This window comes from Pseudarthrobacter sp. 05T312 (genome assembly GCF_056396685.1).
Window position 1 is genome coordinate 50,368 of the sequence record NZ_JBFTLY010000001.1, and the last position, 24,972, is coordinate 75,339.

At 68.0% G+C, this 24,972-nt stretch carries 29 protein-coding genes; 13 read left to right on the forward strand and 16 right to left on the reverse strand.

Going from position 1 to position 24,972, the window contains the following annotated elements; translation table 11 throughout:
- Positions 1 to 3 precede the first annotated feature (3 nt).
- The 3 genes from ctaC to AC1DIP_RS00250 form a co-directional block, all read right to left on the reverse strand.
- On the reverse strand, positions 4 to 861 hold the full coding sequence (gene ctaC / locus AC1DIP_RS00240; protein WP_477732936.1) for an aa3-type cytochrome oxidase subunit II: 858 nt from the start codon (positions 859 to 861) through the stop codon (positions 4 to 6).
- 207 nt (positions 862 to 1,068) lie between these two features.
- Positions 1,069 to 1,557 (reverse strand): hypothetical protein, encoded by a 489-nt coding sequence (locus AC1DIP_RS00245; protein WP_476206976.1) that lies wholly within the window; start codon positions 1,555 to 1,557, stop codon positions 1,069 to 1,071.
- A 43-nt stretch (positions 1,558 to 1,600) separates the two neighbouring features.
- A complete protein-coding gene (locus tag AC1DIP_RS00250; RefSeq protein ID WP_477732424.1) occupies positions 1,601 to 2,323 on the reverse strand; it encodes a VIT1/CCC1 transporter family protein in 723 nt (240 codons plus the stop codon).
- A 204-nt stretch (positions 2,324 to 2,527) separates the two neighbouring features.
- Between AC1DIP_RS00250 and AC1DIP_RS00255 the strand changes: the two genes are divergently transcribed.
- A complete protein-coding gene (locus AC1DIP_RS00255) occupies positions 2,528 to 3,673 on the forward strand; it encodes a carboxylate-amine ligase (RefSeq protein ID WP_477732425.1) in 1,146 nt (381 codons plus the stop codon).
- A gap of 16 nt (positions 3,674 to 3,689) precedes the next feature.
- On the opposite strand, the gene AC1DIP_RS00260 is transcribed toward AC1DIP_RS00255, so the two are convergent.
- From AC1DIP_RS00260 to AC1DIP_RS00285, 6 genes are all read right to left on the reverse strand, one after another.
- The gene (locus AC1DIP_RS00260; protein ID WP_477732426.1) at positions 3,690 to 5,336 is read right to left on the reverse strand and encodes an alkaline phosphatase family protein; all 1,647 of its coding nucleotides are present in this window, start codon (positions 5,334 to 5,336) and stop codon (positions 3,690 to 3,692) included.
- Positions 5,337 to 6,533, reverse strand: coding sequence for an alkaline phosphatase family protein (locus AC1DIP_RS00265; RefSeq protein ID WP_477732427.1), 1,197 nt, complete (start codon positions 6,531 to 6,533; stop codon positions 5,337 to 5,339).
- A 181-nt stretch (positions 6,534 to 6,714) separates the two neighbouring features.
- The gene (locus AC1DIP_RS00270; protein ID WP_477732428.1) at positions 6,715 to 7,479 is read right to left on the reverse strand and encodes an ABC transporter permease; all 765 of its coding nucleotides are present in this window, start codon (positions 7,477 to 7,479) and stop codon (positions 6,715 to 6,717) included.
- Positions 7,479 to 8,249 carry an ABC transporter ATP-binding protein gene (locus AC1DIP_RS00275; protein WP_477732429.1) on the reverse strand — a complete coding sequence of 257 codons (771 nt, stop codon included), beginning with the start codon at positions 8,247 to 8,249 and terminating at the stop codon, positions 7,479 to 7,481. The genes AC1DIP_RS00270 and AC1DIP_RS00275 overlap by 1 nt, the downstream gene beginning before the upstream one ends.
- A 26-nt stretch (positions 8,250 to 8,275) precedes the next feature.
- On the reverse strand, positions 8,276 to 8,641 hold the full coding sequence (locus AC1DIP_RS00280; protein ID WP_477732430.1) for a DUF1048 domain-containing protein: 366 nt from the start codon (positions 8,639 to 8,641) through the stop codon (positions 8,276 to 8,278).
- A 2-nt stretch (positions 8,642 to 8,643) separates the two neighbouring features.
- Complete coding sequence (locus tag AC1DIP_RS00285) at positions 8,644 to 8,994, reverse strand: PadR family transcriptional regulator (protein ID WP_477732431.1); 351 nt, start codon at positions 8,992 to 8,994, stop codon at positions 8,644 to 8,646.
- A 196-nt stretch (positions 8,995 to 9,190) separates the two neighbouring features.
- Here AC1DIP_RS00285 and AC1DIP_RS00290 point away from each other — a divergent pair, with 196 nt between their 5' ends.
- Genes AC1DIP_RS00290 through AC1DIP_RS00330 form a run of 9 tightly spaced genes read left to right on the forward strand, consistent with a single transcriptional unit; the run spans position 9,191 to position 17,828 of the window.
- Entirely contained in the window at positions 9,191 to 9,547 is a 357-nt protein-coding gene (locus AC1DIP_RS00290) for an SPW repeat domain-containing protein (protein WP_175317785.1), read from the forward strand.
- 15 nt (positions 9,548 to 9,562) lie between these two features.
- Positions 9,563 to 9,910, forward strand: a complete 348-nt coding sequence (locus AC1DIP_RS00295) for a CU044_2847 family protein (protein ID WP_476206964.1) — start codon at positions 9,563 to 9,565, stop codon at positions 9,908 to 9,910.
- A gap of 5 nt (positions 9,911 to 9,915) precedes the next feature.
- Positions 9,916 to 11,256 (forward strand): phosphoribosyltransferase family protein, encoded by a 1,341-nt coding sequence (locus AC1DIP_RS00300; protein ID WP_477732432.1) that lies wholly within the window; start codon positions 9,916 to 9,918, stop codon positions 11,254 to 11,256.
- A complete protein-coding gene (gene acsA / locus AC1DIP_RS00305) occupies positions 11,253 to 13,085 on the forward strand; it encodes an acetate--CoA ligase (protein WP_477732433.1) in 1,833 nt (610 codons plus the stop codon). Before AC1DIP_RS00300 ends, acsA begins: the two co-directional genes overlap by 4 nt.
- Complete coding sequence (gene pdhA, locus AC1DIP_RS00310) at positions 13,082 to 14,143, forward strand: pyruvate dehydrogenase (acetyl-transferring) E1 component subunit alpha (protein ID WP_477732434.1); 1,062 nt, start codon at positions 13,082 to 13,084, stop codon at positions 14,141 to 14,143. The genes acsA and pdhA overlap by 4 nt, the downstream gene beginning before the upstream one ends.
- Positions 14,140 to 15,120 carry an alpha-ketoacid dehydrogenase subunit beta gene (locus AC1DIP_RS00315; RefSeq protein WP_307359451.1) on the forward strand — a complete coding sequence of 327 codons (981 nt, stop codon included), beginning with the start codon at positions 14,140 to 14,142 and terminating at the stop codon, positions 15,118 to 15,120. The genes pdhA and AC1DIP_RS00315 overlap by 4 nt, the downstream gene beginning before the upstream one ends.
- Positions 15,113 to 16,480: a dihydrolipoamide acetyltransferase family protein gene (locus AC1DIP_RS00320; protein ID WP_477732435.1), complete on the forward strand. Its 1,368-nt coding sequence runs from the start codon at positions 15,113 to 15,115 to the stop codon at positions 16,478 to 16,480. The genes AC1DIP_RS00315 and AC1DIP_RS00320 overlap by 8 nt, the downstream gene beginning before the upstream one ends.
- Positions 16,481 to 16,501: 21 nt before the next feature.
- A complete protein-coding gene (locus tag AC1DIP_RS00325) occupies positions 16,502 to 16,744 on the forward strand; it encodes an acyl carrier protein (protein WP_141159506.1) in 243 nt (80 codons plus the stop codon).
- A gap of 7 nt (positions 16,745 to 16,751) precedes the next feature.
- A complete protein-coding gene (locus tag AC1DIP_RS00330; protein WP_477732436.1) occupies positions 16,752 to 17,828 on the forward strand; it encodes an alpha/beta fold hydrolase in 1,077 nt (358 codons plus the stop codon).
- On the opposite strand, the gene AC1DIP_RS00335 is transcribed toward AC1DIP_RS00330, so the two are convergent.
- From AC1DIP_RS00335 to AC1DIP_RS00365, 7 genes are all read right to left on the reverse strand, one after another.
- Positions 17,726 to 18,997 (reverse strand): MFS transporter, encoded by a 1,272-nt coding sequence (locus tag AC1DIP_RS00335; protein ID WP_477732437.1) that lies wholly within the window; start codon positions 18,995 to 18,997, stop codon positions 17,726 to 17,728. The genes AC1DIP_RS00330 and AC1DIP_RS00335 overlap by 103 nt on opposite strands.
- Positions 18,998 to 19,157: 160 nt before the next feature.
- Positions 19,158 to 20,558: an MBL fold metallo-hydrolase gene (locus tag AC1DIP_RS00340; RefSeq protein WP_477732438.1), complete on the reverse strand. Its 1,401-nt coding sequence runs from the start codon at positions 20,556 to 20,558 to the stop codon at positions 19,158 to 19,160.
- Positions 20,559 to 20,728: 170 nt separating this feature from the next.
- Complete coding sequence (trxA, locus tag AC1DIP_RS00345; protein ID WP_477732439.1) at positions 20,729 to 21,091, reverse strand: thioredoxin; 363 nt, start codon at positions 21,089 to 21,091, stop codon at positions 20,729 to 20,731.
- 78 nt (positions 21,092 to 21,169) lie between these two features.
- Entirely contained in the window at positions 21,170 to 21,466 is a 297-nt protein-coding gene (locus AC1DIP_RS00350; protein ID WP_307359436.1) for a rhodanese-like domain-containing protein, read from the reverse strand.
- Positions 21,467 to 21,515: 49 nt separating this feature from the next.
- On the reverse strand, positions 21,516 to 21,857 hold the full coding sequence (locus AC1DIP_RS00355; protein ID WP_224026918.1) for a rhodanese-like domain-containing protein: 342 nt from the start codon (positions 21,855 to 21,857) through the stop codon (positions 21,516 to 21,518).
- A 22-nt stretch (positions 21,858 to 21,879) separates the two neighbouring features.
- The gene (locus AC1DIP_RS00360) at positions 21,880 to 22,638 is read right to left on the reverse strand and encodes a sulfite exporter TauE/SafE family protein (RefSeq protein WP_307359431.1); all 759 of its coding nucleotides are present in this window, start codon (positions 22,636 to 22,638) and stop codon (positions 21,880 to 21,882) included.
- Positions 22,635 to 23,252 (reverse strand): rhodanese-like domain-containing protein, encoded by a 618-nt coding sequence (locus AC1DIP_RS00365; RefSeq protein ID WP_477732440.1) that lies wholly within the window; start codon positions 23,250 to 23,252, stop codon positions 22,635 to 22,637. Before AC1DIP_RS00365 ends, AC1DIP_RS00360 begins: the two co-directional genes overlap by 4 nt.
- 125 nt (positions 23,253 to 23,377) lie before the next feature.
- On the opposite strand from AC1DIP_RS00365, the gene AC1DIP_RS00370 reads away from it, so the two are divergent.
- The 3 genes from AC1DIP_RS00370 (at position 23,378) to AC1DIP_RS00380 (ending at position 24,953) form a co-directional block, all read left to right on the forward strand.
- Positions 23,378 to 23,635 carry a metal-sensitive transcriptional regulator gene (locus AC1DIP_RS00370; protein ID WP_043452296.1) on the forward strand — a complete coding sequence of 86 codons (258 nt, stop codon included), beginning with the start codon at positions 23,378 to 23,380 and terminating at the stop codon, positions 23,633 to 23,635.
- 48 nt (positions 23,636 to 23,683) lie between these two features.
- Entirely contained in the window at positions 23,684 to 24,100 is a 417-nt protein-coding gene (locus AC1DIP_RS00375) for a DUF302 domain-containing protein (RefSeq protein WP_477732441.1), read from the forward strand.
- A 181-nt stretch (positions 24,101 to 24,281) separates the two neighbouring features.
- On the forward strand, positions 24,282 to 24,953 hold the full coding sequence (locus AC1DIP_RS00380) for a haloacid dehalogenase type II (protein WP_477732442.1): 672 nt from the start codon (positions 24,282 to 24,284) through the stop codon (positions 24,951 to 24,953).
- Positions 24,954 to 24,972 lie beyond the last annotated feature (19 nt).

Genomic DNA, 24,972 nt, shown 5'->3' on the forward strand with positions numbered 1-24,972 from the left:
TCACTACTCTGTAACTTCCGCGGGCTGCGGCGCAGGGGCCGCTTGCGGGACCCTGTCGTAGTCGGCGCCCAGGTTGCCGGTGTTGCCCTTCGCCTTCAGGTCGGCGATGTGGTTGTCGTACTCCTGCTGCGTCACCACCCTGACTTTGAAAAGCATCTCGGAGTGGTACTCGCCGCAGAGCTCAGCGCACTTGCCCATGTACTCGCCGGTGCGGTTGGGGGTGATGCTGATGTACGGGTTGTACTGTTCGTGGCCCGGGTAGAGGTCGCGCTTCTGCAGGAAATCCACCACCCAGAACGAATGCTGGACGTCGCGGGACTGCAGGTGCAGCTCCACCGTCTTCCCCACCGGAAGGTAGAGCGTGGGCAGCCGGTCCGGTGCGCCATAGGACCCGTTCAGGTGGGCCTGCTGCCCGGCGTCCTCGTGGACCTGCTCCTTGACGTAGTTGAAGTCCCAGGACCACTGCTTGCCGAAGACATCGATCACCACGTCCGGGTTGGGGTAGCGCGCATCGATGGCACGCTGTTCCCGGTCGGTAAAGACGAACAGGACGCCGATGACAATCAGCGGAATGGCGAGGTAAAAGACTTCGAGGGGGAGGTTGTAGCTCAGCTGCGGTGGGAACCCCACGGTGTTCTTCCGGCGCCGGTACGCCACGATGACCCAGATCATCAGCCCCCAGGTGATGACGCCAACTACCAGTGCGGCGATCCAGGAGTTGACCCACAGGTCCGTGATCAGCTGGGTGTTGTTGGTGGTGTCACGGGCTCCGGGGAGGAAACCGCGGGAGACTTCCGCGGAGCAGGAGGCCAGCGCGGGCAGGGCAAGAATCCCTGCGGCCAGCGCTGCGAAGCGCCGCATGCTGTGGTTTCGGAACGGTTTCTTACCCACTTGTGGTCCCTCCGGCATGCTCCAGAAGCCCGACTGCATGAGCCCACCGCCGGCCCGGGGACCAGCAGTTGTGAGCCCCACCCTACGCGCGGAGCATGGCGATGTGAAGGGTTTTTAGGGTGCCCGGGGCAGCAGGTGCAGGTCCCCGAAGAGGACCGTTTCGCCGGGCTGGCTCCGCTAACGCGTGGCGGCCCAGACTGACGCTGCTCCCGAGTGGCCGGTGGCGATGCTCTGGTACACCAGGAACAGGCCCGCCAGGACGCCCAGGACGGACGCGGCAGGAAGGACCCAGCGGGATTCGAGGAGCGTGGCCAGGCCGCGGAAGGCGGGCAGCCGGCCAAGCAGCGAGGGGAATGCGGCGGCGATCTGCACCGCCACCACCACCAGGAACAGCGCCGCAACATAGCGGAGGAAGCTTCCCTGGTGGGCGTGGTCCTGGATGAGTTGGGATGCCGGCCGGGCCTTCTCCAGCTGCTCCCCGGCTTCAGCAGTGACCACCGTCAGCGGAACCATCATCAGCGCCAGGATGCCCAGCGGCCATGCCAGGTAGCGCCTGCTGCGCCGGAGAAGTGCGAAAACCACCGCCAGGACACCGGCCAGCGGGGCCAGGACCACCACGCCGTGAATCAGCAGGATGTGGGCGGGAAGGCCGGCGATTTCGAGCACGTGGACGCTCCTGGGCGGTAGGTGGCGGGCGGGGTGGGTGCTGCTAGGCGATGCCGGTGGTGCCCAACAGGCTACCCACCGCGAATGTGAAGGCCATGGCCAACGCGCCGCCCACCACCAGCCGGATGGTTGCCTTGCGCTTTGAGCTTCCGCCGATCTTGGCGCTGATGGTGCCGGTCAGGGCCAGCGCCAGGATGACGGCAACGAAGGTGACCGGGATGCGGGCAGCTTGCGGCGGGAAGATGATGGCCAGCATGGGCAGGATGGCGCCGACGGTGAACGCGATGGCGGAGGCGAATGCGGCGTGCCAGGGGCTGACCACTTCTTCTTCGTCGATGTTCAGTTCGGCGGAGAGGTGCGCCTTCAGGGCGTCCTTCGCCGTCAGTTCCTCGGCCACGGTCCTGGCCGTGGCTTCGCTGAGTCCCTTGTTCTGGTAGATGTGGGCCAGTTCGTCCAGTTCGCCCTCGGGATCGTCCCTGAGCTCCTGGCGTTCCTTTTCAATCAGTGCGCGCTGGCTGTCACTCTGGCTGCTCACGGAGACGTATTCGCCCAGGGCCATGGACACGGCACCGCCCACCACGGCGGCGGTGCCCGCCACCAGGATGGGTGCGAGGTCGTTGGTCACACCCGCGACGCCCACCACGGTTGCCGCGACCGAGACAATACCGTCGTTCGCTCCCAGTACACCGGCGCGCAGCCAGTTCAGGCGTGCTGCCACGCTGCTGTCGTGGGGCTCGTTGCGGTTGAGCTTGAGGGTTTCAGACATGTTGGCAGTAAAGCACCATGGCGGCCGGTACGCCATGAAGGTTTGCATCCCCTAACACGAGGGTCGGGGACGTGGTGGCTCTTCCCACGGATTGATAAGGCTGCTTATCATAAGGTTTCCTTCCAACAGCGCCTGGAGACAGGGGGCTGGGGGCCGGCAGCGGGAAGGAACTTGCAACGGCGCAGGGGACAGGGGACGACGGCGATGGACACCTATGGCAATGACGGCTCCGGCGGTGCGGGTGCAGGCAGCCGGACGTTCGGCATCGAGGAGGAGCTGCTCCTAGTGGATCCCGGAACCGGGGAAGCCGTGCCCCTGGCAGGGGCCCTCCTGGACCTCTACGTCCGCCCGCTGGAAGCCGCGTCCGGACCCGTCCTGACAGCCGAGTTCCAGCAGGAAATGATCGAGGTGGTCAGCCCCCCGCATGCCACCCTGGCCCGGCTGGAACAGGACGTCGTGGCCGGCCGGGCCATCGCCCGCCAGGCGGCCGAGGACGTGGGTGTCAGGGTGGCGGCACTGGGAACCTCACCGCTGCCCGCCGATCCCCATCCCGTACAGCTCCGGCGGTTCCGGGCGATGATGGAGGAGTACGGGCTGACCGCCAGGGAACAGCTCACCTGCGGCTGCCACATCCACGTCTCGGTCGAGTCGCCGGAGGAGGCCGTGGCCGTGCTGGACCGCATGCGTAACTGGCTGCCGGTGCTTGTCGCGCTGAGCGCCAACTCCCCGTTCTGGCACGGCGAGGATACCGGCTACGCCAGCTACCGTTCGCAGGTGTGGAACCGCTGGCCGTCCGCCGGGCCGCTGGAACTCCTGGGCTCCCCGGACGCCTACCACCAGCTGGTGCATGACATGGTGAGCACCGGCGTCGCCATGGACGAGGGCATGGTGTACTTCGACGCCCGCTTGTCCCGGCACTACCCCACGGTGGAAATCCGCGTGGCCGACGTCTGCCTGCGGCCGGAGAACACCGTGCTGCTGGCCGGAATTGCCCGCGGCCTGGTGGAAACCGCCGCCAGGGAGTGGCGGGAGGGGATCGAACCGGTGTCCGTCCCGTCGGCGCTGCTCAGGCTTGCCGGCTGGAAGGCAAGCCGGTGGGGCCTCCGGGGTGAGCTGCTCGATCCCCAAACGCACCGCCCGGCGCCCGCGCTCGCCGTCGTCAATTCCCTGCTGCACCATGTCCGCGGGGCGCTGGAGGACATGGGCGACCTGCACCGGGTGGAGGACCTGATGGACAGACTGCTGGCGGACGGTACCGGTGCGGTGCGGCAGATGGAGGTGCTGCACCGCACCGGTGAGCTGGAGCGCGTAGTGGAGGACGCGGCGGACTGCACGGTCCCAACCTCCTGAAAGGCCTGCGGCGGGGTCAGTACGTTGTCGCGTCGGAGATGATCAGGGGTGGCCGGGGCGCCTGGTTGAAGTCGAAGGCGTTGGCCAGGTCACCGAGCTGGGGATTGTTCTCCCGGACGCCCGGACGGTTGTCAGGCCGGCCGTCGGTGGCGGGGTCGATCCGCTCACCGCCCAGGAAATCGTCCTCGATAAACTTGAAGTACGCGTCCTGGCTGAGGACCTGGTGGTCGATGTACCCCTTCTTGGCATACGGGCTGATAACCATGGCGGGGACGCGCAGGCCGTATCCATTGTTGTCCACCACCGGCGGCTGGACGTGGTCATAGAACCCGCCCCAGTCGTCCCAGTTGAGGAAGATGGCGGTGCTGTCCCAGTCCGGTCCGCTCATGATCGCGTTGATCAGGCCGGCAACATACTGCTGGCCCGTGCTCATCTTCGCCGGGGGATGTTCGCTGACTGCGTCGGTGGGCGCCACCCACGTGACTGCAGGGAGCCTGCCCTGCCGGGCATCGTCGTAAAAACCGGTCAGCGGCTTGATGTTCCCTTGCTCCCCGTCCTCCTTGACGGTGTCGAAATAGGGAAGCGGATTCCACCGGCCCGGCGTTTCGGCGTCCTGTTTGACGGGCTGGCAGGTGGCGGCGTCGTTTTCGCAGTCCGGTTCGGTCCCGCCGAACACGTAATACGCCCACGGGACGGCGTGTTTGTGGAGCAGGTAGGTCAGGTCGGTCCAGGCGTAGTCCGGCCGGCTGAGCGTTTTGGCGGCATCGGCCAGTTTTCCCTTTAGGGCATCCGGGACGTCGGCGCCGTTAACGGCGTTCCTGCAGCCGGTGAAGGTATCGGTGAATTTGCAGCTGCCAGAGGCGACCTGCGAGGTTTGCGCGGCCAGGTCAGGGCTGAGGCCCGCAGCCTGGAGGGCAGCCTGGCAAGGCTGCGGATCGGTGTTCGCCTGGCATTGGCCGATCAGGCTCTTGTCAAAGTCCGCCTTCTCCGGCTCGGTATCGAGGCCCTGCAGCGAATTGACGCACGACGACGGGTCCCCGGCCTTGGTGCACTTGGCGGACCACTCCGAAACCATGTAGAGGTGGGCCTGCAGGCTGCCGGCCGCAGCGGAGGAAAACATGTGGTCCTGCAGGACGAAGTTGTCGGCGTAATCCCAGTAGGTGGGCAGTTGGTTCCTGTCGTGGTAGCCCATGACATCGGTGGCCTTCGACTTGTACTTGCAGTCGGTGGCCGTGGGTTCGCAATGGGCCAGGCCTTTTTCCGCCTGCGCCACGAAACCGTCCAGGGCCCCGCCGTTGATGTCGGCGGTGGCGTCGTCCGGGCTGTGCGGGCCGCCGGCGTTGGAATCGGCGGTGCTGTAGAACGGTGCCGCGCAGCCGCCTTTGGCAGGATCCGGAATGCAGGCGGTGGGTTTGCCGTCCTGCATGGGAATCCCGTCGGCACCCGGGTAGGTGCCGAAGTAGCTGTCGAACGACCTGTTTTCCTGGGTGATGATCACCACGTGCTTGATCTTGGAGATTCCCGTGTCAGGCCCCGAGGGCGTCCCGGACCGCATGACGGGGGGAATGGCGACGGCGAGGACCACCAAAACGAGCGCGGCCGCACCCGCCAGGACGGCCCGCCGTCGTCCTGCCCGTTGAAGCCGGGCCCGGGAGAGCTTCACCTAGGATGCCTGCCGCAGGACGTCGCCGCTGAAGGTCTTCACGCCGGGGTCGGCCGCCATTCCCAGCCGGGGCAGGTGGAAGAGGTCCTCGATGGTGGCCAGCAGGCTGTAGTGGTTGTACGGCTGGTCCGAGGAAGCGCCCGCCGTGCTGAACGGGGAGAGCACCAGCGCTCCCACCCTTCCGCCTGCGGCACCTCCGGCGGGGCTGCCCGTGGATCCGGAAGAGGGGCCCACCGAGTTGACCTCGGCCTCGTCGAAGGTGATCACCAGCATGCCGTCCTGTTGGAAGGCCGGGGAGGCGAGAATGGCCGGGACCTGGTCCTTGAGCCAGTTGTCCACCGTCCCCATGCCGCCGCCGGTGCCGTCGGCGCAGGATTCGTCATGCCCGTCGTGGCAGAGGTTGGGGGTGATGTAGGCGAGGTTCGGTGTGGTGTCCACGGATTTCAGGTCGTCCGCAAGCGCAGAGTAGTTGACCACGTTGTTGGCGCAGTCCGGGGACGAGAGGATGGAGTGGAAGTAGACGAACGGATTGTGGTGCGTGGAGTACATCTCCTCCCGGGTGGCCCTGATGTGGTTATCGGCTTCCCCGACGTTGGGGTGCTCACACGGTTGCTGCATGTCCTCCATGTAGCCCTTCCACGTTTTGCCTTGCGCGGTCAGCTGCCCGGCCAAAGTTTGGGTGTCCCCAGGATAGACGCAACCGTTGCCCTGCAGCGTGCCGTCCGGCCCATTGCCGGTGGCATGGAACTCGGTGTAGGTGCGGCAGTCCTGCTTGGTGGCGTCGTTGGGTAGCTGTCCGGAGATCTGGGCAAGGTAGTTGGGCAGCGAGTTATGGGATATCCCGTAGTAGTTCGTCAGCAGCACACCCTGGCTCCGGAGAGTTCCGGCAAGGTACGGGGCCGGAGAGTTGTCACCCCAAACAGTGTCGTAGTTCTTGTTTTCGAGGTTGATGACAAATACGTGCCCCGGAGTTCCCCTGGCTGGTGAGCCGCCGGGATTTGTGGCCGGGGAGGGTGCCGGGGCTGCCGTTTTTGTGGGGCTCTGGGTTGGCGCTGGCTTGGGGCTGCCCGTCGGGGCAGGCGCGGGGCTGGCGGGCTGGCAGCCCACCAGGACGGATGCCAACAGGGCCGGGGCCAGGAGCAGGCCGGCGGCCCGCCACCCCCGCGGCCTTTTTTGCGGAGCTGAACCTGGTTCCATGCCTGGCCTCCTTGGGCTGTCTGAGGTGACCTGCCGGCCGGGATGGGGGACAGCCCGGCCGGCAGGTATTTGCTCCCCAGCGATGCGGACACTCTCGCACACCGAAACCGCGTTTCGTCCGGGCACTACCTGTGAGTTGACCGGGAATCCAGTGCCGACGCTCCGCAATGCCTGACCAGGCTCAGCCGGTCTTTCGGCGGTACACCAACACCGCGGCCGCGCTGGCTGCGAAGAGGATCCCGACAAGCCAGGCCAAGGCGGTCCAGATGCCGCTGCCCACCGCTTGCTGGGCAAACAGGGCACGGATGGTGTCCACGATGGAGGTCACCGGCTGGTTCTCCGCGAACCAGGCCACCGGGCCCGGCATCGAACCGGTGGGAACGAACGCCGAACTGATGAACGGCAGGAAGATCAGCGGGTAGCTGAAGCCGCTGGCCCCGTCCACCGTCTTGGCCAGCAGCCCGGCGATCACGGCGATCCAGGTAAGGGCCAGGGTGAACAACGCAAGGATTCCGACGACGGCCAGCCAGGCGGCCACGGAGGCTCCGGTGCGGAAGCCCATCAGCAGGGCAACGCCCACCACGATCGACAGTGCGCCGAAGTTGGCGGCCAGGGACGTGAGTACGTGGGCCCACAGCACGCTCGACCTGGCCACGGGCATCGACCTGAACCGTTCAAAGATGCCGCCCTGGAGGTCCAGGAACAGCCGGTAGGCGGTGTAGGCCACGCCGGAGGAAATGGTGATGAGCAGGATGCCGGGCAGCAGGTAATTGACGTAGGGGCCGCCGGTGCCGGTGCTGATGGCGCCGCCAAAAACGTAGACGAACAGCAGCATCATGGCCACCGGTGTGACAGCCGTGGTGATGATGGTGTCCGGGCTGCGGAGGATATGGCGGAGTGAGCGCCCGGTCAGGATTCGGGTATCGCTGAGGGCATGGGTACGCATCACAATTCATCTCCAACAAGTGCCAGGAAGACGTCCTCCAGCGACGGCTGCTTCTCGACGTATTCCACTGTGGCGGCCGGCAGGAGCCGCTTGAGCTCGGCCAGGGTCCCGTTCTGGATGATGGTGCCCTGGTGCAGGATGGCGATCCGGTCGGCGAGGTGTTCGGCCTCGTCAAGGTACTGGGTGGTGAGCAACACCGTGGTGCCCTGGCCGGCGAGTTGCCGGATGGTGTCCCAGACCTCGAGCCGTGCCTGCGGGTCCAGTCCGGTGGTGGGTTCATCGAGGAAGATGACCGGAGGATTTCCGATCAGGCTCATGGCGATGTCCAGTCGGCGACGCATGCCCCCTGAGTAGGTGGAGGCCCTCCTGCCGGCGGCCTCCGCCAGCGAGAACCTGCGCAGGAGCTGGTCCGCGATGGCCCCGGCATCCTGCAGGTGCCGGAGCCTGGCCACCAGCACCAGGTTCTCCCGTCCGGTCAGCACTTCGTCCACGGCGGCGAACTGGCCTGTAAGGCTGATGGAGCCGCGCACCCCCGCCGGCTCTGCGCCGACGTCGTACCCGCCTACGGAAGCGGTGCCCGCGTCCGCCCTCAACAGCGTTGAGAGGATCCGGACCATTGTGGTCTTGCCGGCACCGTTGGAGCCGAGGAGCGCAAAGATGCTGCCCCGGGCGACATCAAAGTCCACGCCCCGCAGCACGTGCACGTCCTTGAACGACTTCTCGATGCCCTGCACCCGGACGGCGGGTTGCAGGGCCTGGTCAGTGGCCATGGCTGGTCCTTTCGGCGTTGGTGGGGTCAGGCGTCGCCGGCGGAGGCCTGCTTGATGGAGTCCGTCAGGCGCTGCCGCTCCTTCTGGATCCACTGGCCGCCGGAATAGTTGCGGATGAAAGTCTCGGCGAATTCCACGGGGTCGTCCCCCACGACGTCGCGGACGGGGGTGTTGTTGGCGGCGGCCTGTTCGATCAGGTCAGCAAGGTCCTCCAGCATCTGCATGAGGACATCGCCCTTGACGATGGCGCCTGCGTACATGAAGTAGCGTTCGAGGGCGTCGATGGCAGTGCGATAGCTGCCGGGCAGCTGCTCCTTGCGCACCTTGTACTGGCGCCAGCGCTTCTTGTCCTCGAGCGGGCCGGTGACTTTTTCGAGCCATCCCTGGGCCATGGTCATTCTCCTTGTTCGTGTGGTTGTTGATTGTTGCGGTGGAGGTGTTCGATCCGTTCGGCGAGGAAGCTCCAGGTGCTCCAGAATTCGTCCAGGTAGGTGCTGCCTGCCGCATTGAGGGTGTACACCTTGCGGGGCGGCCCCTTTTCTGAGGGGACCTTTTCCACGTCCACCAGGCCACGCTGCTCGATCCGGACCAGCAGGGCGTACACCGTGCCCTCGGCGATGTCGGAAAAGCCCTGTTCCCGCAGCCGCGCCGTGATGTCATACCCGTACGCGGGCTGCAGGGCGAGAAGGGCAAGGACCACGCCTTCCAGCGTGCCCTTGAGCATCTCGGTCATTTGCTTGCCCATGAGGTGTTTTCCTTAGTACCTAGTTACGCTGACTACCAGTAAATAGTAACACTGAGTACCGGAAGGGCAAGGGCCGGGCAGGTCTTTCTGCCCTACAAGCCGGACAGCGGCAGGCGTTGACTTAAACCGCGGGATGCTGGGGACCGCGGGCTGGAAACGCACAACGCGTCCCGCCCACACCAGAAAGGAAAGTTCAGTGAAAAAGTGGTATCGGTGGCAGGACTATGTAGCGGTCGCCGCCGGACTCTTCACCGCGGTGGCGGTCCTGTTCACGCGGCAGCTAAACATGTCCACCACCCTGATGCTCGTCTTCGGCGGGCTCCTGGTGGTCAGCGGCATTATCAACCTGGCCATGCCGGGAACTCCGGCCATGGAATACGTGCAGGCCATCCTCGCAGCAGGACTGGTCCTCTCGCCATGGCTCGGGACATACACGGGCGCAACGGGTGCAGCCTGGACGTCATGGATCGCAGGGGCAGTGGCACTGGTGGTAACAGCGGTGGCCATTAAGCCCAGCACCGACCTCCGCCACACCTACCGCGTCTCGCATTAGCAGGAGGCATCCGCCATGACTGAGGTGCTGCGCTACGAAGTGGGATCCGGAACCGTGCTCGTCGAGGCTGCGGACAACAGCTACGGGGTGGACCATCCCGCCCGCAACGAGCAGGGGATCCTGGACACGGGCAGGCGGCTGGAAGATGCCCTTGCCAGCGTCCGTCCCGCCGCCCGCGCAGCACTGGAGGCCATGGCGGAACTCACCCCCGAACAGATCCAGATCGAGTTCGGCGTGAAGCTTGCCGGGGACGCCGGGGCGGTGATCGCCAAGAGCAGTTCGGACGCCCACTTCGTCCTCCGGATGTCCTGGAACCCCGCGGCGGCAGCGCCGCCACGGGAAGAAACCACACATGACGGGTGACGGCGATGGTGTCATTTCATGACAGGTCCGACGCCGGGCGGCGGCTGGGAAAACGGCTGGCCGGCCTGCGCGGCCGGGACGTCGTGGTGCTGGGCCTGCCCCGCGGCGGCGTCCCCGTTGCGTTTGAGGTAGCCAAGGCCCTCGGGGCGCCGCTGGATGTGATCGTGGTGCGGAAACTGGGGGTTCCGTTCCAGCCGGAGGTGGCCATGGGCGCCATCGGGGAGGGCGGCGTCCGCGTCCTGGACCCGCGCACCATCTCCATGGCCCGCGTCTCCCAGGAGGACCTGCAGCAGGTGGAGCGCCGGGAGCGCGCCCTGCTGGACAGCAGGGTGGCGCGGTTCCGCCAGGGCCGGCGCCGCCTCGACCTCGCCGGCCGTACGGTGGTCATCGTCGACGACGGAATCGCCACCGGGTCAACCGCCAGGGCGGCCTGCCAGGTGGCACGGCAACTCGGCGCCGCAAAAGTCATCCTCGCGGTTCCGGTTGCCCCCGCCCGCGCCATTGTGGAGCTCAAGGAACCGGACGACGTCGTCTGCCTGCTCTCGCCCCAGGACTTCCAGGCCGTGGGGTACTACTACCGTGACTTTTCGCCCACCGAGGACGGTGAGGTGGTGCAGCTCCTGGACGCCGCTGCCGCTCCGGAGCATCCCAGCGACGGGTATCTGGGAGACGGCAGCCTGGAGGACGACGTCGAAATCCCGGACGGGATGGTGGTGCTGCGCGGCAGCCTCTACCTGCCGGCCCGGTGCGACGGCACGGTCCTGTTCGCGCACGGCAGTGGCAGCAGCAGGCACAGCCCCCGCAACCGCTTCGTTGCCTCCGTGCTGCACGCCGCCGGCCTGGGGACACTGCTCCTGGACCTGCTGACCCCCGAGGAGGAAGTCAACCGGGCCAATGTGTTCGACATCAGCCTGCTGGCACGCCGCCTTTCCGCCGCCACGCATTGGCTGGAGGCGCGGCATGACGGATCCGCCGGCCGGATCGGCTACTTCGGGGCCAGCACCGGTGCGGGCGCTGCCCTGTGGGCCGCCGCCGAGCCCGGCGCCCAGGTTGCCGCCGTGGTGTCCCGCGGCGGCCGGCCGGACCTGGCAGGTGCCCGGCTTGCGGCAGTCAAAGCCCCCACCCTGCTGATCGTCGGCGGCGCCGATACCCAGGTGTTGGCCCTCAACCGGCAGGCCATGGCGGGCATGCAGGCCCCCACCCGGCTGGAGATCGTCCCGGGCGCCACGCACCTCTTCGAGGAACCCGGCACCCTCGCCATGGCAGCAACCCTGGCAGCGGACTGGTTCCGGCATTACCTCCTGCCCTCGCCGGTGGGCCGGTCCGCGCCGGAGGCCAGGGAATGAACGTTTCCGCCGGCGGACAGGTCGCCACCGCCATCGCCAAAGATGTGGCCGCCCTCAGGGTCCGGCCCAACATGCTCGATTACGACGCCGCCCGGCGGGACTTCAGCTGGGAACGGGCACGGCAGGCGCTGGCCGGTCTGCCCGGTGGCCGCGGCGTCAACATCGCCTACGAGGCCGTGGACCGGCACGTGGCGGAAGGCCGGGGCGCCAAGGAGGCGCTGCGGTTCGTGATGGCCGACGGCGGCACCAAGTCCCTGAGCTACGGGGACCTTGCGGACGGGTCCGCAAGGTTCGCCGCCGTCCTCAGGACGCTCGAGGTGGGGCGCGGCGAGCGGGTCTTTTCGCTGCTGGGACGCAGCCCGGACCTGTACACCGCAGTGCTGGGCACGTTCAAGAACGGCTGCGTCTTCTGCCCGCTCTTTTCCGCCTTTGGTCCCGAACCGGTCCGGCAGCGCCTGCACCTGGGGGCAGGGCGGGTGCTGGTGACCACCAGGGCGCTGTACCGCAAGAAGGTTGCACCACTGCGGGACACCCTGCCGGAGCTCCGGCACGTGCTGCTGGTGGACGCTAACGGCACTCCCGAACCCGGGACCCTGGACCTGGCAGAACTCCTGGCCCAGGTTGACCCCAGCGGGGAGATCGCAGCCACGCAGCCGGAGGACATGGCCCTGCTGCACTTCACCAGCGGCACCACGGGCACACCGAAAGGTGCCATCCACGTCCATGACGCCGTGGCAGCCCACTACGCCACCGGCCGCTTCGCCCTGGACCTGCACCCGGACGATATCTATTGGTGCACCGCCGATCCGGGCTGGGTGACGGGCATGTCGTACGGCATCATCGCGCCGCTGGTGCACGGGGTCACCGCCATCGTGGACCAGGAGGAACTGGACGCCGACCGCTGGTACCGGATCCTCGCGGAGCAGCACGTGACGGTCTGGTACACAGCTCCCACCGCCCTGCGGATGCTCATGAAAGCCGGTGCGGAGCGCACGGCCGGCCATGACCTGTCCGCGCTGCGCTTCATCGCCAGCGTGGGGGAGCCGCTGAACCCGGAGGCGGTGGTGTGGGGACGGGACGTGCTCGGCCTGCCGGTGCACGATAACTGGTGGCAGACCGAAACCGGCGGAATCATGATCGCCAACTATGCCGCCATGGACATCCGGCCCGGGTCCATGGGCCGCCCGCTGCCCGGCATCGAGGCCGCCCTGGTGGCCCGCGACACCGACGGCAAGGCCATCCTGAAGGACGGCCAGGCGGTCCTGGTCACCGAGCCGGACGCCATGGGCGAACTGGCGCTCCGTCCCGGCTGGCCGTCGATGTTCCGCGGCTACCTGAACGAGGACGAACGCTACCGGCGCTGCTTCGCCGGCGGCTGGTACCTCACGGGCGACCTGGCAAAACGCGACGGCGACGGCTACTTCTGGTTCGTGGGCCGCGGTGACGACGTCATCAAATCCTCCGGCCACCTGATCGGCCCGTTCGAGGTGGAGAGCTGCCTCATGGAGCACCCGGCCGTGGCCGAGGCCGGCGTGATCGGCGTACCGGACCCGGTTGCCGGCGAGGTGGTCAAGGCCTTTGTGGAACTCAAAACCGGCAACCGGCCCACCGAGGAGCTCCAGCTGGAGATCATCGGGTTCGCGCGGAAACGGTTGGGCGCCGCCGTGGCGCCCAGGCTGCTGGACTTCACCACCTCGCTGCCCAAGACGCGCAGCGGCAAGATCCTCCGCCGGCTGCTCAAAGCCCGCGAACTCGGCCTGCCGGAAGGCGATACCTCAACGCTTGAATCCCCGGCAGGGCCCGCCGTCCTGCAGAAGGACCAGCCATGACCAGCCTCAAGGGACAGGGCGTCGCGGACGCGGAGCATGCACTGCACCTGCTCCGGCAGATGCTGCGGGTGCGCCGGCTCGAAGAGAAATGCATCGAGTTGTACAGTGCCGCCAAGATCCGCGGCTTCCTGCACGTCTACATCGGCGAGGAGGCCGTGGCCGCAGGTGTGATGCAAACCCTGGCGCCTGAGGACGCAGTGGTGGCCACCTACCGCGAACACGGGCACGCCCTCCTCCGCGGCGTCTCGGCCGGTGCCATCCTCGCCGAAATGTACGGCCACGCCGAAGGATGCTGCCGGGGCCGCGGCGGGTCCATGCACCTCTTCGACGCCGGCACCCGCTTCTACGGCGGAAACGCGATCGTAGCCGGCGGGCTGCCCCTCGCCGTCGGCCTGGCGCTCGCGGACCGGATGGCCGGCCGCCAGCAGGTGACCGTCTGCTTCTTCGGCGAAGGCGCCGTGGCTGAAGGCGAGTTCCACGAAAGCATGAACCTTGCCGCCTTGTGGCAGCTGCCGGTGCTGTTCTGCTGCGAAAACAACCTCTACGCCATGGGAACCGCGCTGGGCCGCTCCGAATCCCAGACCGACATCGCGCTCAAGGCCGCCGGGTACGAGATCCCCGCCTGGGCAGTGGACGGCATGGACGTGCTCGCCGTGGAGGAGGCCGCGCGGCGTGCCGTGGAGGCGGTGCGGTCCGGCGGCGGCCCGCACTTCCTGGAGCTGCGCACCTACCGGTTCCGGGCCCACTCCATGTTCGATCCGGAGCTGTACCGGGAAAAATCCGAGGTGGCCCAGTGGATGGAACGGGACCCCATCAGCCTGCTGCAGGGTGCCATGCAGGCGGCGGGACAGCTGGTGGCGAAGGACTGGACCGCCCTGCAGGCGGACGTGGACGCAGAGATCAGCACCGCCGTCGGATTTGCCGAGAACGGGACGACGGAGCCGGTGTCCGAGCTCAGCCGGTTTGTCTACAGCGACCGGCCGGATGACGGCAGTGCGGGCAGCAGCGCGAGCCCGGGCCAGGGGGAGACGACTGGGAAAGGCGGGGCTGCAGGATGAAAACCACGTACCGGGAAGCCATGCGCGCGGCCCTCCGCGACGCCATGCAGCGCGATGACCGGGTGTTCCTCATGGGCGAGGACGTGGGCCGGTACGGCGGCAGCTTCGCCGTGAGCCTGGGCCTGCTGGAGGAATTCGGGCCGGAACGGATCCGCGACACGCCCCTGTCCGAGTCCGGTTTCGTCGGCGCCGGGATCGGCGCCGCCCTGGGCGGGATGCGTCCCGTCGTCGAAATCATGACCGTCAACTTCAGCCTGCTGGCGCTGGACCAGATCATCAACAACGCCGCCACCCTGCTGCACATGTCCGGAGGCCAGTTCAATGTGCCCATCGTGATCCGGATGACCACCGGCGCCGGCCGCCAGCTCGGCGCCCAGCACTCCCACAGCCTGGAGGGCTGGTACGCCCACATTCCCGGGCTGCGGATCCTCGCCCCCGCCACACTCGCGGACGCCCGCGGCATGCTGTGGACCGCGCTGCAGGACCCGGACCCGGTGCTGATCTTCGAGCACGGCTCGCTGTACAACGTGGCGGGGGAGCTCGACGACGGCGCCGGCGCCGTGGACATCGACAAGGCAGCGGTCCTCCGGCACGGGGACGGCCTGACCCTCATCACCTACGGCGGCACGCTGCCCATGGTGCTGGAGGCCGCCGACCAGCTGGCCGGTGAGGACATCGACGCGGACGTCATCGACCTGCGCACCCTCCGCCCGCTCGATGCCCACACCATCGTGGACAGCGTGGCCAGGACGCACCGGGCCGTGGTGGTGGACGAAGGCTGGCGCAGCGGCAGCATCTCCGCCGAGATCGCGGCCCGGATCTGTGAGCAGGCCTTCTTCGACCTCGACGCGCCCGTGGAACGGGTGTGCAGCCTGGAGGTGCCGGTCCCGTACGCCAAGCACCTGGAGCAGGCGGCGCTGCCAACCGTGGAGCGGGTCATGGCCGCCGCGCGAAGGGCCGTGGGGGCCAATGGCTGACTTCCGGATGCCGTCCCTGGGCGCGGACATGGAGCACGGCAAGGTGGTGGAGTGGCTGGTCAAACCCGGGGACTACGTCCACAAGGGCGATATCGTGGCGGCCGTGGACACGGACAAAACAGTCATGGATATCGAATCGTTCGAGGAAGGCGTGGTGGCCGAATTCCTGGTGGACCTCGGCGACACGGTGGACGTGGGCACCCCCATCGCCCGGATCACGGCCACCCCCGCCGAACTTCCGCCCGCCCCATCCCCAAAGGCCGCCCCGCCCGTGCGGCACCTGGCGCACACCCTCGGGGTCGACGTCGGACGCCTCAGCGGGAGCGGTGCCAGCGGTGAGGTGACACGGGAGGACGTCGAACGAGCCGCGGCAGCGCCGCCGGAGCCGGCGGAGGACACGGCCCACCGGGTGCGGTCCTCACCGCTGGCCCGGCGGCTGGCGGTGGAACTCGGCGTCCACCTGGCAGACATCACGGGAACGGGCCCCGGTGGTGCGGTGACGGAAGAGGACGTGCTGGCCGCGGTCCCGCCCAGGGAACGGGCACCCCAGAGCACCCGCGCGGACAAGCCGGCGGCAGCACCGCCGTCGGCCGTTCCAGCGACGGAACCGGCCACGCCGGAACGGCAGGCTGCGGCGCCACCCGCGCCCCAGCCACAGCAGTCGCCCCAGCACGGCAGGAAGGACACCGGCCGCAAGGCCGAGAGCCTGCGGCAGGCGATCGGCGCCCTGATGTCCCGGTCCAAGAAGGAAATCCCGCATTACTACCTCTCCACCACCCTGGACCTGGCGGCGGCCATGGCGTGGATGCAGGCGGCAAACCAGCAGCGCCCGGTCTCGTCCCGGCTGGTGCCGTCGGCCCTGCTGCTGAAGGCCACCGCGCTCGCGGCCAAGGAGGTGCCGGACATGAACGGGTTCTTCACCAAGGGCGCCTTCCAGCCCAGCGGCGGCGTGCACCTGGGCGTGGCAGTCGCCCTGCGGCACGGCGGCCTGGTGGCCCCGGCCCTGCACGACGCCGACACGTTGTCGCTCGATCAGCTCATGGACCAGCTGCGCGACCTGGTGGGCCGGGCCCGGGCAGGCCGGCTGCAGCGCGCGGAGATGGCTGATCCCACCATCACCGTGACCAATTTGGGGGACCTCGGCGTCGAGAGCGTGTACGGCGTGATTTATCCGCCACAGGTGGCCATGGTGGGGTTCGGCAAGGTGATGGAACAGCCGTGGGCGCACAACGGGATGCTGGGCATCCGGCACGCGGCGATTGCCACGTTGTCAGCGGACCACCGGGTAAGCGACGGCCTGCGCGGCGGGCGGTTCCTGGCCCGCATTGACGAGTTGCTGCAGACGCCCGGGGACCTGTGAATCCGTGAGCGAGGAGGAACCGTGAACGAACAGGACGCACGCCAGGCGGTGGAGGCCGCGATCGGCAAGGTAGCCCCCGACGTCGAGCCTGGAGACCTGGACAGCGGTGCCCGCCTGCGCCAGGACCTGGAACTGGACTCGCTGGATTTCCTCCGCCTGGTGGAAGTCATTGCGGAATCCACGGGCGTGGATATCCCGGAGGCGGACTATCCGGAGGTGGCCACGGTGGGCGGACTGGTCCTGTATTTGGCGGGCCACGGATAGGGCTGATATGAAGCCCCGGAGGCCGCGGCGCCGGCTTCGCCGGTTGGGCATTACGGCACTGGTTGTCCTGGTGCTGCTCATGGCCTCTGCGTTGGCCAACGTGGCCCTGGAGTCGCGGGAGAAGGCCACCACCCCGTCCTACGGGGAGCGCGTAGCGGTGGCAGGGGGTTCGCTGAACGTGGTCCGGAACGGGAGCGGGGCCGGGCGGCAGGGGCCGCCCATCGTCCTGCTCAGCGGCCTGGGAACCGCCGCCCCTGGCCTGGATTTTGCCCCGCTGATGCGCGAGCTGGGTGATTTCGACGTGATGGTGGTGGAAGGCTTCGGGTACGGTTACAGCGACCTGGTGGCCAGTGCCCGGACGAATGAGAACATCAGCAACGAACTCCATGAGGTCCTGTCAAAGCTCCAGGTCCGGCAGCCCTACGTCCTGGCCGGCCACTCGATTGCCGGGTTCTACCTGCTGGACTACGCCAACCGGTACCGGCCGGAGGTGGCTGCAGTGGTGGGCATTGACGCCACCATCCCCAAGCCGGGGGACCACCCGGTGACGGAACCGGAGCCCGGCGTCAACTGGGTGAAGCTGCTGGCCGCCTTGGGGCTGGTGCGGGCGGCGGCCGTGGTGGCGCCGGGGGTTTTCGATCCGGACAGCCATGCCTATTCGGACGAAGAGCTGCAGCGGATGCGCACCATGATGCTGTGGAACCTCGGCAATCCTGCGGTGGCGGACGAGACCGCCCGGATCGGCAACAACGCGGCGGCGCTCCGGGGAGTCACCTACCCGGTGGACCTGCCCGTGCTGGCGTTCGTTGCCGATGAGGGGGACGGCAGGGCGGCGGCGAAAACGGCAGCGGCGCAGGAGCTCCTCAGGAACGTCATCCGGCACGAGGTGCTGCCGCTGCAGGGCGGGCACTACCTGCACTGGACGCAGGCCGGACGGATGGCGGAAGAGATCCGGCGGTTCCTGGCCCCGGCCGACATGTTCTACCCCATGACGTGGTCGTTGCCGCGCATGCGGATGGCCACCACGGCCCCGGAGGCCGCGGTGAGGACCGCGACGGCGGCAATGGCGGCGGGGATGCCGTAAAGGTCGGCCAGGACGCCGGACAGGAGGGCGCCAACGGCGAAGCCGCCGTCGCGCCACAACCGGTAGACGCCCACGGAGCGGGCCCGCCAGGCAGGGTGTGCGACGTCGCCGATGGCGGCCAGGAGGGTGGGGTAGACCAGGGCGGTGCCCAGGCCCAGGACGACGGCGGCGGCGAGCCAGGGCCCGAAGCTGTGGGCGGACGCGGTGATGCCCAGCGCCACGGCCTGGACCAGCATCCCGGCGGTGATGAACCATTTGCGGCCCCAGCGGTCCGAGGCTGCGCCGGTGGCCAGTTGCGCGGCACCCCAGGCGGCGGGGTAGGCGGCAGCGAGGATGCCGATCTGGCCAAGGTCCAGCCCGGCGCCGGCGAACAGGACGGGGAAGAGGCCCCAGGCCAGGCCGTCGTTGAGGTTGTTGACCAGGCCCGCCTGGCTGGCTGCCGAGAGGGAACGGTCCTTGAAGCTGGTGAGGGTGAACACCTGGCCGGTGGTGAGTCCGGCGTGGGCGCCGCTGGAGTTGGCGGCGTGCTGGGAGGCTTCGGTTTTGGCGTGGTGGTGGGTTTCCCTGACGGCCAGGACGGTCAGTCCCAGGCCGAGGGCGATATAGGCCGCACCGAGCAGGAACGGGGCGGGGCGCAGGCCATAGGCGGTGGCAAGGTAGCCGGTGGCCAGCGCGGTGGCGGCCACCCCCAGGTAGCCGGCGGCCTCGTTGAACCCCATGGCCAGTCCGCGCTGCCTGGGGCCCACCAGGTCCATTTTCATGATGACGGCGGTGGACCAGGTCAGTCCCTGGCTGATGCCCAGCAGGACGTTGGCGGCCACGATCCAGGCCCAGGACGGGCCGAAGATGAGCATGAGCGGTACGGGAACCGCTGCCAGCCAGCCGGCGATGAGGACCGGTTTGCGGCCGTACTTGTCGGAGAGGGTGCCGGCGAAGTAGTTCATCGCGGCCTTGGACAGGCCGAAGGCCAGGATGTACGTCAGCGCCCCTGTGTAGAGGTCCAGGTGGAACTCCTGGGTGGCCAGGAGGGGCAGGACCGTGCGTTCCTGGCCCAGGGTCCCGCCTACCAGGGCATTGACGGAAACCAGAAGCATGAACTGCGCCAGGTTCTGCCGCAGGCCCAGCACGGGGCCGGCCGGACCGGCTGCGAAAAGTGTTCTGCCCTGCATTGGCTGCTCCATTCGTGGCGGGGACATTGGGTGGGGACAAGGAAGTGGCCCGGGCGTGCGGGGGACACGCCCGGGCCGGGTCCGGAGGCGCTGGGGACGCACCGGACCAGGGCCCGGGCAGGAGGGGGGTCCTGCCCGGGCGGTCTGTGGGGTGTCCTGGTCAGACGGCGGGGACGCTGTTCTGCCAGGCGTTCCAGGCGGCGTAGCTGCCGTCCAGTTCGACGACGTCGTACCCGGCGCGGCGCAGGGCGCTGGCGGCGACGGAGTTCCGTACACCGGACTGGCAGTAGGAGACGATGGTGCCGCCGGCCGGCAGCTCATCGAGGTGCCACATGACGCGGCCGCCGCTGAGCTGGTAGGAACCCGGGACGTGCCCGGCCTTGTGCTCGGTCTTGTTCCGGACGTCCAGGACCATGGCTGCGTCGAAGCCGTCGAGTTCCTCAGGCTGGATCAGCTTGGGGGTCAAGGTGGGCAGCCCCTCAATGCTGGTGAGGTAGCCGGCCACGTTGTCGATGCCCACGCGGACCAGGTGGTCCCACATGTCCTGGGCCTGGTCCTGGTCATTGGCCAGGAGCACCAGCGGGTTCTTGTCCTTCCCGGGGTCAACCACCCAGGCGCCGTAGCTGGCCACGGACTTGCCGGCCGGAACGTTCAGCGACCGCGCCACGGTTCCCTGGTGGACTTCGCCGTTGGAGCGGGTGTCGATGAGGGTGAGGGTGTCCTCCGCCAGGCCTGCGGCGACGATTTCGGTGGAGAGTTCGGGCAGCGGGGCGCGTTCGCCCATGACGTCCGGGCCGATGCGGTTTTCGCGCTTCATCCGGCCGAAGTAGGCGTGGGCGTCGGGCTGGCCATCGAGGAGTTCGTCGATGAAGCCCTGCTCGTCGTTGGCGGCGAGGTAGGGGCCCCACCAAGAGTAGAGCCGCTCGTAACCCACCGTGGAGGACGGGATGGCACCCAGTGCCTTGCCGCAGGCGCTGCCGGCGCCGTGCGCGGGGTGGACCTGGACGTAATCCGGCAGGGTCAGGAACTTGTCGCGGAGGCTGGCGAAGAGCTGCTTGGCACCCTCGAAACGGGTGTCCACGCCGCCGGCTGCCTCGTCCAGCAGGTCCGGGCGGCCCAGGTCGCCGGAGAAAACGAAGTCACCGGAGAGCAGGTAGCCGGGCTTGTCGCTGAACGCGCCGTCGGTGACCAGGAAGGACAGGTGCTCCGGGGTGTGTCCGGGGGTGTGGACGGCCTGGATGCTGATGTTGCCGATGGTGATCTTGTCACCGTCGTAGAGGCGTTCGCCGTCGAATTCGTACTGCCAGTCCGGTCCGCCCTCGCCGGAAACGTAGATCTTGGCGCCGGTGGCGGCCGCCAGTTCCCGGGTGCCGGAGAGGTAGTCGGCGTGGATGTGGGTTTCGGTAACGGCGATGATCTTCATGCCGTTCTTCTCAGCCAGTTCCTGGTAGACCGCGATGTCGCGGCGGCCGTCCACCACGATCGCTTCACCCTTGGCCTGGCAGCCGATGACATAGCTGGCCTGGGCGAGGTCTTCGTCGTAAATGCGCTCGATAAGCATCTGGTGCTCTCCTTCAGTTGAAAGGGGATTGGGAGGTTGTTCTGGATTCAGTGTAGATACCCCCGGGGGTATACCGCAAGTGCGCTGCGGCCTATGCGGATGTCCTGCGGAAGAGCCTTGTCAGCAGGCGCCGGGGGCCTGGTGCGGTGGGGTTTTTGGCTGGTGCGGTATCAGGCGTGCTGGTGGGCGGCCTCGGCGCGGAGCTTGTCAATGTCCAGGTCCTTGACGGCCTGGATGACTTCCTCCAGGCCGGTGGCGTTGAGGGCGCCCGGCTGGGAGAAGACCAGGGTTTTGTCCTTGAAGGCCATCAGGGTGGGGATGGAGGTGATGTTCGCTGCGGCGGCGAGCGCCTGTTCGGCCTCGGTGTCCACCTTGGCGAAGGTGATGTCCGGGTGCCGTTCGGCGGCGGCGCCGTACGTGGGGGCGAACATGCGGCAGGGGCCGCACCAGGCTGCCCAGAAGTCAACGAAGACGACGCCGTTGTCCTCCAGGGTCTGGGCGAACGATTGCTGGGTGATGTCGATGGTTGCCATGATCTGTCGTGTCCTTTCGGGCGAAGTTTTTTGGTCGCGCTCTGCTTTGTTGAGTGCCCTGTGCCGCGGGGGCAGGGCCTAGGTGGTGGGGAGTCCGGCGCGGGTCCAGGCGGTCATGCCGCCGGCCATGGTGTCCGCTTTGTAGCCGGCGCCGTTGAGGGCGTCGGCGACGGCGGCGCTGCGGTTTCCGCTGCGGCAGACGGCGATCACGGGCACGGTGGGATCGAGTTCGCCCAGGCGGGCCTGCAGCTGGCCCATCGGGATGTGCAGGGCGCCGGGGATCATGCCCTCGGCGACTTCGAAGTCCTCGCGGACGTCGAGGATCCGGGCGGTGGAGCGGCGCTCTTCGGCTTCGGTGATGGTGATTTCAGCCATGGTGGTTCTCCTTTGAAGTGGTTGGTGGCTGGGAGCTGGTGGGGTGTTGCTAGCGGACGGGTTCGCCGGCCTGGCGCCAGGCGGCCATGCCGCCGCGCACCGAGTAGGCGTCGTATCCTTTGGCGGCCAGGAGCCGGGCTGCGGAGGCGGAGCGGACGCCGGAGGCGCAGACGGCAATTACCGGCCGGGTCTTCTGGATGCCGGCAGTGCTGGTCTGCAGCCGGTCCAGGGGGACGTGCTTGGCCTGCGGCGCCCGGCCGGTCCGCCATTCCTGGGCAGACCTGACGTCGATGAGCGTGGCCCCGGAACCCAGGAGTTCCTTTGCCTGTGCCACGGAAATCGTTTTGTAGGGCTTGCTGAAGGCCTTCTTGAGGGAATCAATCAGTCCCATGGTGTTCTCCTCTGTGGAGGGGTCAGGCGGTGACCGTGCCGGCGGTGACCCACGCCGCGACGGCGAAGATGAGTACCGCGAACGAGATGCGGATGTGTTTGTCGTGCAGGTGCCGGGCGAACCTGGCGGCCACCACCGATCCCACGATCGCCGGGATGGCGAACGCCAGGGTGGTGGACCAGTCGATGGTGTAGCCGGCGGCGTGGGCGCTAAACCCGGCAGCCGAGTTGACCACGATGATGGCCAGGGATGTTCCCACGGCCTGCTTCATGCGCAGGCCCAGGAAGATGGTCAGTGCGGGGGTGATGAGGAAGCCGCCGCCCACGCCCAGCAGTCCGGTGAGGAACCCGACCAGCAGGCCCACACCCACGGCCTTCGGGGCGCAGGACCGGAAGGCCCGGTTCGGTCCGGTGCTGCAGGATCCCTCGCTTTCGCGGGGCTTGCTGAGCATCCGGATGCCGGCGGCCACCATGATCACGGCGAAAGCCAGCATCAGGATGTTCGGGTCCAGCAGCTTGCCCACGGCCGCGCCGGCCCAGGCTGCCGGGATGCCGGCACCCCCCACCAGGGCGATCACGGGCCAGTTCAGTCCTTCCCGGAACCGGGGGAGCAGGGCTGCCAGCGAGGAGATTCCCACCACCAGCAGGGAGGTGGGAATGGCCTGGGCGGGGCTCATGCCCACGCCGTACACCAGGGCCGGAACGGCAATGATGGACCCGCCGCCGCCAACTACGCCCAGTACGACGCCGACGACGAGCCCCAGACCCAGGGCCGGGATCATGCCGCTGCGCCCTCTTCAGCCGACTGCACGGGAAGCTGCAGGATGGCGCTTTCGCGGGTGGGCTCCTTGGCTGCCTTGTTCCAGGGCATGGCCGAGAGGGCCTTGCCCATGGCGCAGGTGTTGGTCGCGGCCGAGAAGGTCAGTCCGGTGCCGATGGCACCGGCCAGCATGCGCACCTTGGGAGAGACGAACTTGCCGCCGGCCAGGCCCAGCACCACCAGGGAGCCGGCGGCCAGGCGGACCTGGCGCTCCAGGTCCCAGCGGTCCTTGCCCTTGACCACGTCGCCGCCCGCGGCGGCGAATCCGGGAACCCCGCCGGTGAGGACGTAAGCGGTGTCAAGGCCGACAGTGGCCATGCGCTGGCGGGCCTGCTCGGCGCGGACGCCGGACTGGCAGACCAGGACTACCCGCGAACCCAGCCGGGCGGCGAGTTCGTCGGTGTGCTCGGAGAGCAGGGGAAGCGGCACGTTGTAGGAGCCGCGGATGTGCATGGACTCGAATTCAGCGGCCGAGCGAACATCGATCACCACGAGGTCCTGGTGTTCCTTGATCCAGGACTTGAGGGCCTCAGGGGCGAGTGCGGTAACGGCTGTTGCTTTGGAAGGGGACGTCATGGGTGGCCTCTCGGAAGGGGTCGGGTGGATACCCCACCGAGTATTGCAGATACCCCCGGGGGTAGTCAAAACACCCGTGGGGGTATATAGTTGAACGCAAGCCCCTTACCGATGGAGACCCCGTTATGGAACTGAACCCCACAGAGCTCACGCCCGTGATCAACCGCCTCAAGCGGGCACAGGGCCAGCTCGCCGCCGTCACCCGGATGCTCGAGGAAGGCCGCGACTGCAAGGACGTCGTCACCCAGCTGGCGGCCGTATCCAAGGCCCTTGACCGCGCCGGCTTCGCCATCATCGCCACGGGTCTTGAGCAGTGCATCGTCCAGAAGGACGAAACCATGGACCGGAAGGACCTGGAGAAGCTCTTCCTCTCGCTGGCCTGACCTGGCCCCGCACCGCAACCGACCGCCCGGCAATTTTCAAGGAGCATCATGACCTACACCCTGGCCACCACTGTTTCCCTTCCCTGGGCGGAGGCGCTGGAGCGCACCCGCGAAGCCCTTGCCGCGCAGGGGTTCGGGATCCTGACCGAAATCAACATCCGGTCCACCTTCGAAGCCAAGCTCGGCACGGAGGCCGCGGACGCCGTCGGGGATTACGTCATCCTCGGTGCCTGCAACCCCTCCCTCGCCAGCCGGGCCCTGGCGGCCGAGCCGGAGATGGGTGCCCTGCTGCCCTGCAACGTGGTGGTGCGCAGGAACAGCTCAGCAGACTCCACCACGGTGGAAGCCATCGATCCCCAAACCATGGTGCAGCTCAGCAGCGCCCCCTCCGTCAAAGAAGTGGCGGACGACGCCGGCACGCGCCTTCGCAAGGCCCTTGCCAGCCTGGGCGGGACGCCGGCCTAACGGCCTGCGCCCAAGAACCACAACGCGGAGCCCCGCTGTCAGCGGGGTCCGCGTTGCTTGCGTTCAAGGGCGGCCAAAGGGGCTGGAACCTGCCAATCCCCGCCGGTAGTGTCCGTAGCCCCTATGTGATCTACTGCTGAGTAGCCTGGCTATTCTGGACGGCGGAACGGAAAGGGACACCATGGCAGAACCCCTTGTCATCGTTTTTGACGTGAATGAGACCCTCTCGGACATGGGTCCCCTTGCGGATGCCTTCGAGCAGGCCGGTGCGCAGCGGGAACTGGCCAGGCTCTGGTTCGCCACGCTGCTGCGGGACGGCTTCGCCCTCGCCGCCAGCGGGGACAACCGGGCCTTCGCCGACATTGGCGCCGACGCCCTCGGCGCCCTGCTGGAAGCCGAAGGGGTTTCCGGAGACCTGGACGCCGCCGTCGGCCGCGTCATGGCCGCTATGCAGGACCTTGCCCTCCACCCTGATGTCCCGGCCGGGGCCAGAGCCCTGGCCGCAGCCGGGCACCGCCTCATCACCCTGACAAACGGCGCGGCCGCCAACACGGACAAGCTGCTCGCGGCCGGAGGCATCCGGGACAACTTTGAGCTGCTGCTCTCCGTGGCGGACGCAGTCGCATGGAAGCCCGCCCAGGCCGCCTACCACTACGCGGCAGCTGCCGCCGGCGCGGATCCTTCCGGGATGCTGCTGGTGGCCGTGCACCCCTGGGACATCCACGGTGCAGCCCGGGCCGGACTGCGGACCGCCTGGATCAACCGGACCGGTGCCCGCTACCCCTCCTATTTCCGGGCGCCGGACATCGTCATCGCGGCCCTGACCGAACTGCCGGCCGCCCTCGCCGCATAGGCGGCTGTTCCGGCCCGCA

Bases quoted from the DNA above. Each gene is read 5' to 3' on its own strand.
- AC1DIP_RS00375 (WP_477732441.1), top strand. From the start codon at position 23,684: ATGACCTACACCCTGGCCACCACTGTTTCCCTTCCCTGGGCGGAGGCG.
- AC1DIP_RS00330 (WP_477732436.1), top strand. From the start codon at position 16,752: ATGAAGCCCCGGAGGCCGCGGCGCCGGCTTCGCCGGTTGGGCATTACG.
- AC1DIP_RS00285 (WP_477732431.1), bottom strand. From the start codon at position 8,994: ATGGGCAAGCAAATGACCGAGATGCTCAAGGGCACGCTGGAAGGCGTG.
- AC1DIP_RS00265 (WP_477732427.1), bottom strand. From the start codon at position 6,533: ATGGAACCAGGTTCAGCTCCGCAAAAAAGGCCGCGGGGGTGGCGGGCC.
- acsA (WP_477732433.1), top strand. From the start codon at position 11,253: ATGAACGTTTCCGCCGGCGGACAGGTCGCCACCGCCATCGCCAAAGAT.
- trxA (WP_477732439.1), bottom strand. From the start codon at position 21,091: ATGGCAACCATCGACATCACCCAGCAATCGTTCGCCCAGACCCTGGAG.
- AC1DIP_RS00370 (WP_043452296.1), top strand. From the start codon at position 23,378: ATGGAACTGAACCCCACAGAGCTCACGCCCGTGATCAACCGCCTCAAG.
- AC1DIP_RS00250 (WP_477732424.1), bottom strand. From the start codon at position 2,323: ATGTCTGAAACCCTCAAGCTCAACCGCAACGAGCCCCACGACAGCAGC.
- AC1DIP_RS00335 (WP_477732437.1), bottom strand. From the start codon at position 18,997: ATGCAGGGCAGAACACTTTTCGCAGCCGGTCCGGCCGGCCCCGTGCTG.
- AC1DIP_RS00350 (WP_307359436.1), bottom strand. From the start codon at position 21,466: ATGGCTGAAATCACCATCACCGAAGCCGAAGAGCGCCGCTCCACCGCC.
- AC1DIP_RS00275 (WP_477732429.1), bottom strand. From the start codon at position 8,249: ATGGCCACTGACCAGGCCCTGCAACCCGCCGTCCGGGTGCAGGGCATC.
- AC1DIP_RS00295 (WP_476206964.1), top strand. From the start codon at position 9,563: ATGACTGAGGTGCTGCGCTACGAAGTGGGATCCGGAACCGTGCTCGTC.
- AC1DIP_RS00340 (WP_477732438.1), bottom strand. From the start codon at position 20,558: ATGCTTATCGAGCGCATTTACGACGAAGACCTCGCCCAGGCCAGCTAT.
- AC1DIP_RS00270 (WP_477732428.1), bottom strand. From the start codon at position 7,479: ATGCGTACCCATGCCCTCAGCGATACCCGAATCCTGACCGGGCGCTCA.
- AC1DIP_RS00315 (WP_307359451.1), top strand. From the start codon at position 14,140: ATGAAAACCACGTACCGGGAAGCCATGCGCGCGGCCCTCCGCGACGCC.
- AC1DIP_RS00320 (WP_477732435.1), top strand. From the start codon at position 15,113: ATGGCTGACTTCCGGATGCCGTCCCTGGGCGCGGACATGGAGCACGGC.
- AC1DIP_RS00355 (WP_224026918.1), bottom strand. From the start codon at position 21,857: ATGGGACTGATTGATTCCCTCAAGAAGGCCTTCAGCAAGCCCTACAAA.
- ctaC (WP_477732936.1), bottom strand. From the start codon at position 861: ATGCGGCGCTTCGCAGCGCTGGCCGCAGGGATTCTTGCCCTGCCCGCG.
- pdhA (WP_477732434.1), top strand. From the start codon at position 13,082: ATGACCAGCCTCAAGGGACAGGGCGTCGCGGACGCGGAGCATGCACTG.
- AC1DIP_RS00255 (WP_477732425.1), top strand. From the start codon at position 2,528: ATGGACACCTATGGCAATGACGGCTCCGGCGGTGCGGGTGCAGGCAGC.
- AC1DIP_RS00300 (WP_477732432.1), top strand. From the start codon at position 9,916: ATGGTGTCATTTCATGACAGGTCCGACGCCGGGCGGCGGCTGGGAAAA.
- AC1DIP_RS00280 (WP_477732430.1), bottom strand. From the start codon at position 8,641: ATGGCCCAGGGATGGCTCGAAAAAGTCACCGGCCCGCTCGAGGACAAG.
- AC1DIP_RS00360 (WP_307359431.1), bottom strand. From the start codon at position 22,638: ATGATCCCGGCCCTGGGTCTGGGGCTCGTCGTCGGCGTCGTACTGGGC.
- AC1DIP_RS00365 (WP_477732440.1), bottom strand. From the start codon at position 23,252: ATGACGTCCCCTTCCAAAGCAACAGCCGTTACCGCACTCGCCCCTGAG.
- AC1DIP_RS00380 (WP_477732442.1), top strand. From the start codon at position 24,282: ATGGCAGAACCCCTTGTCATCGTTTTTGACGTGAATGAGACCCTCTCG.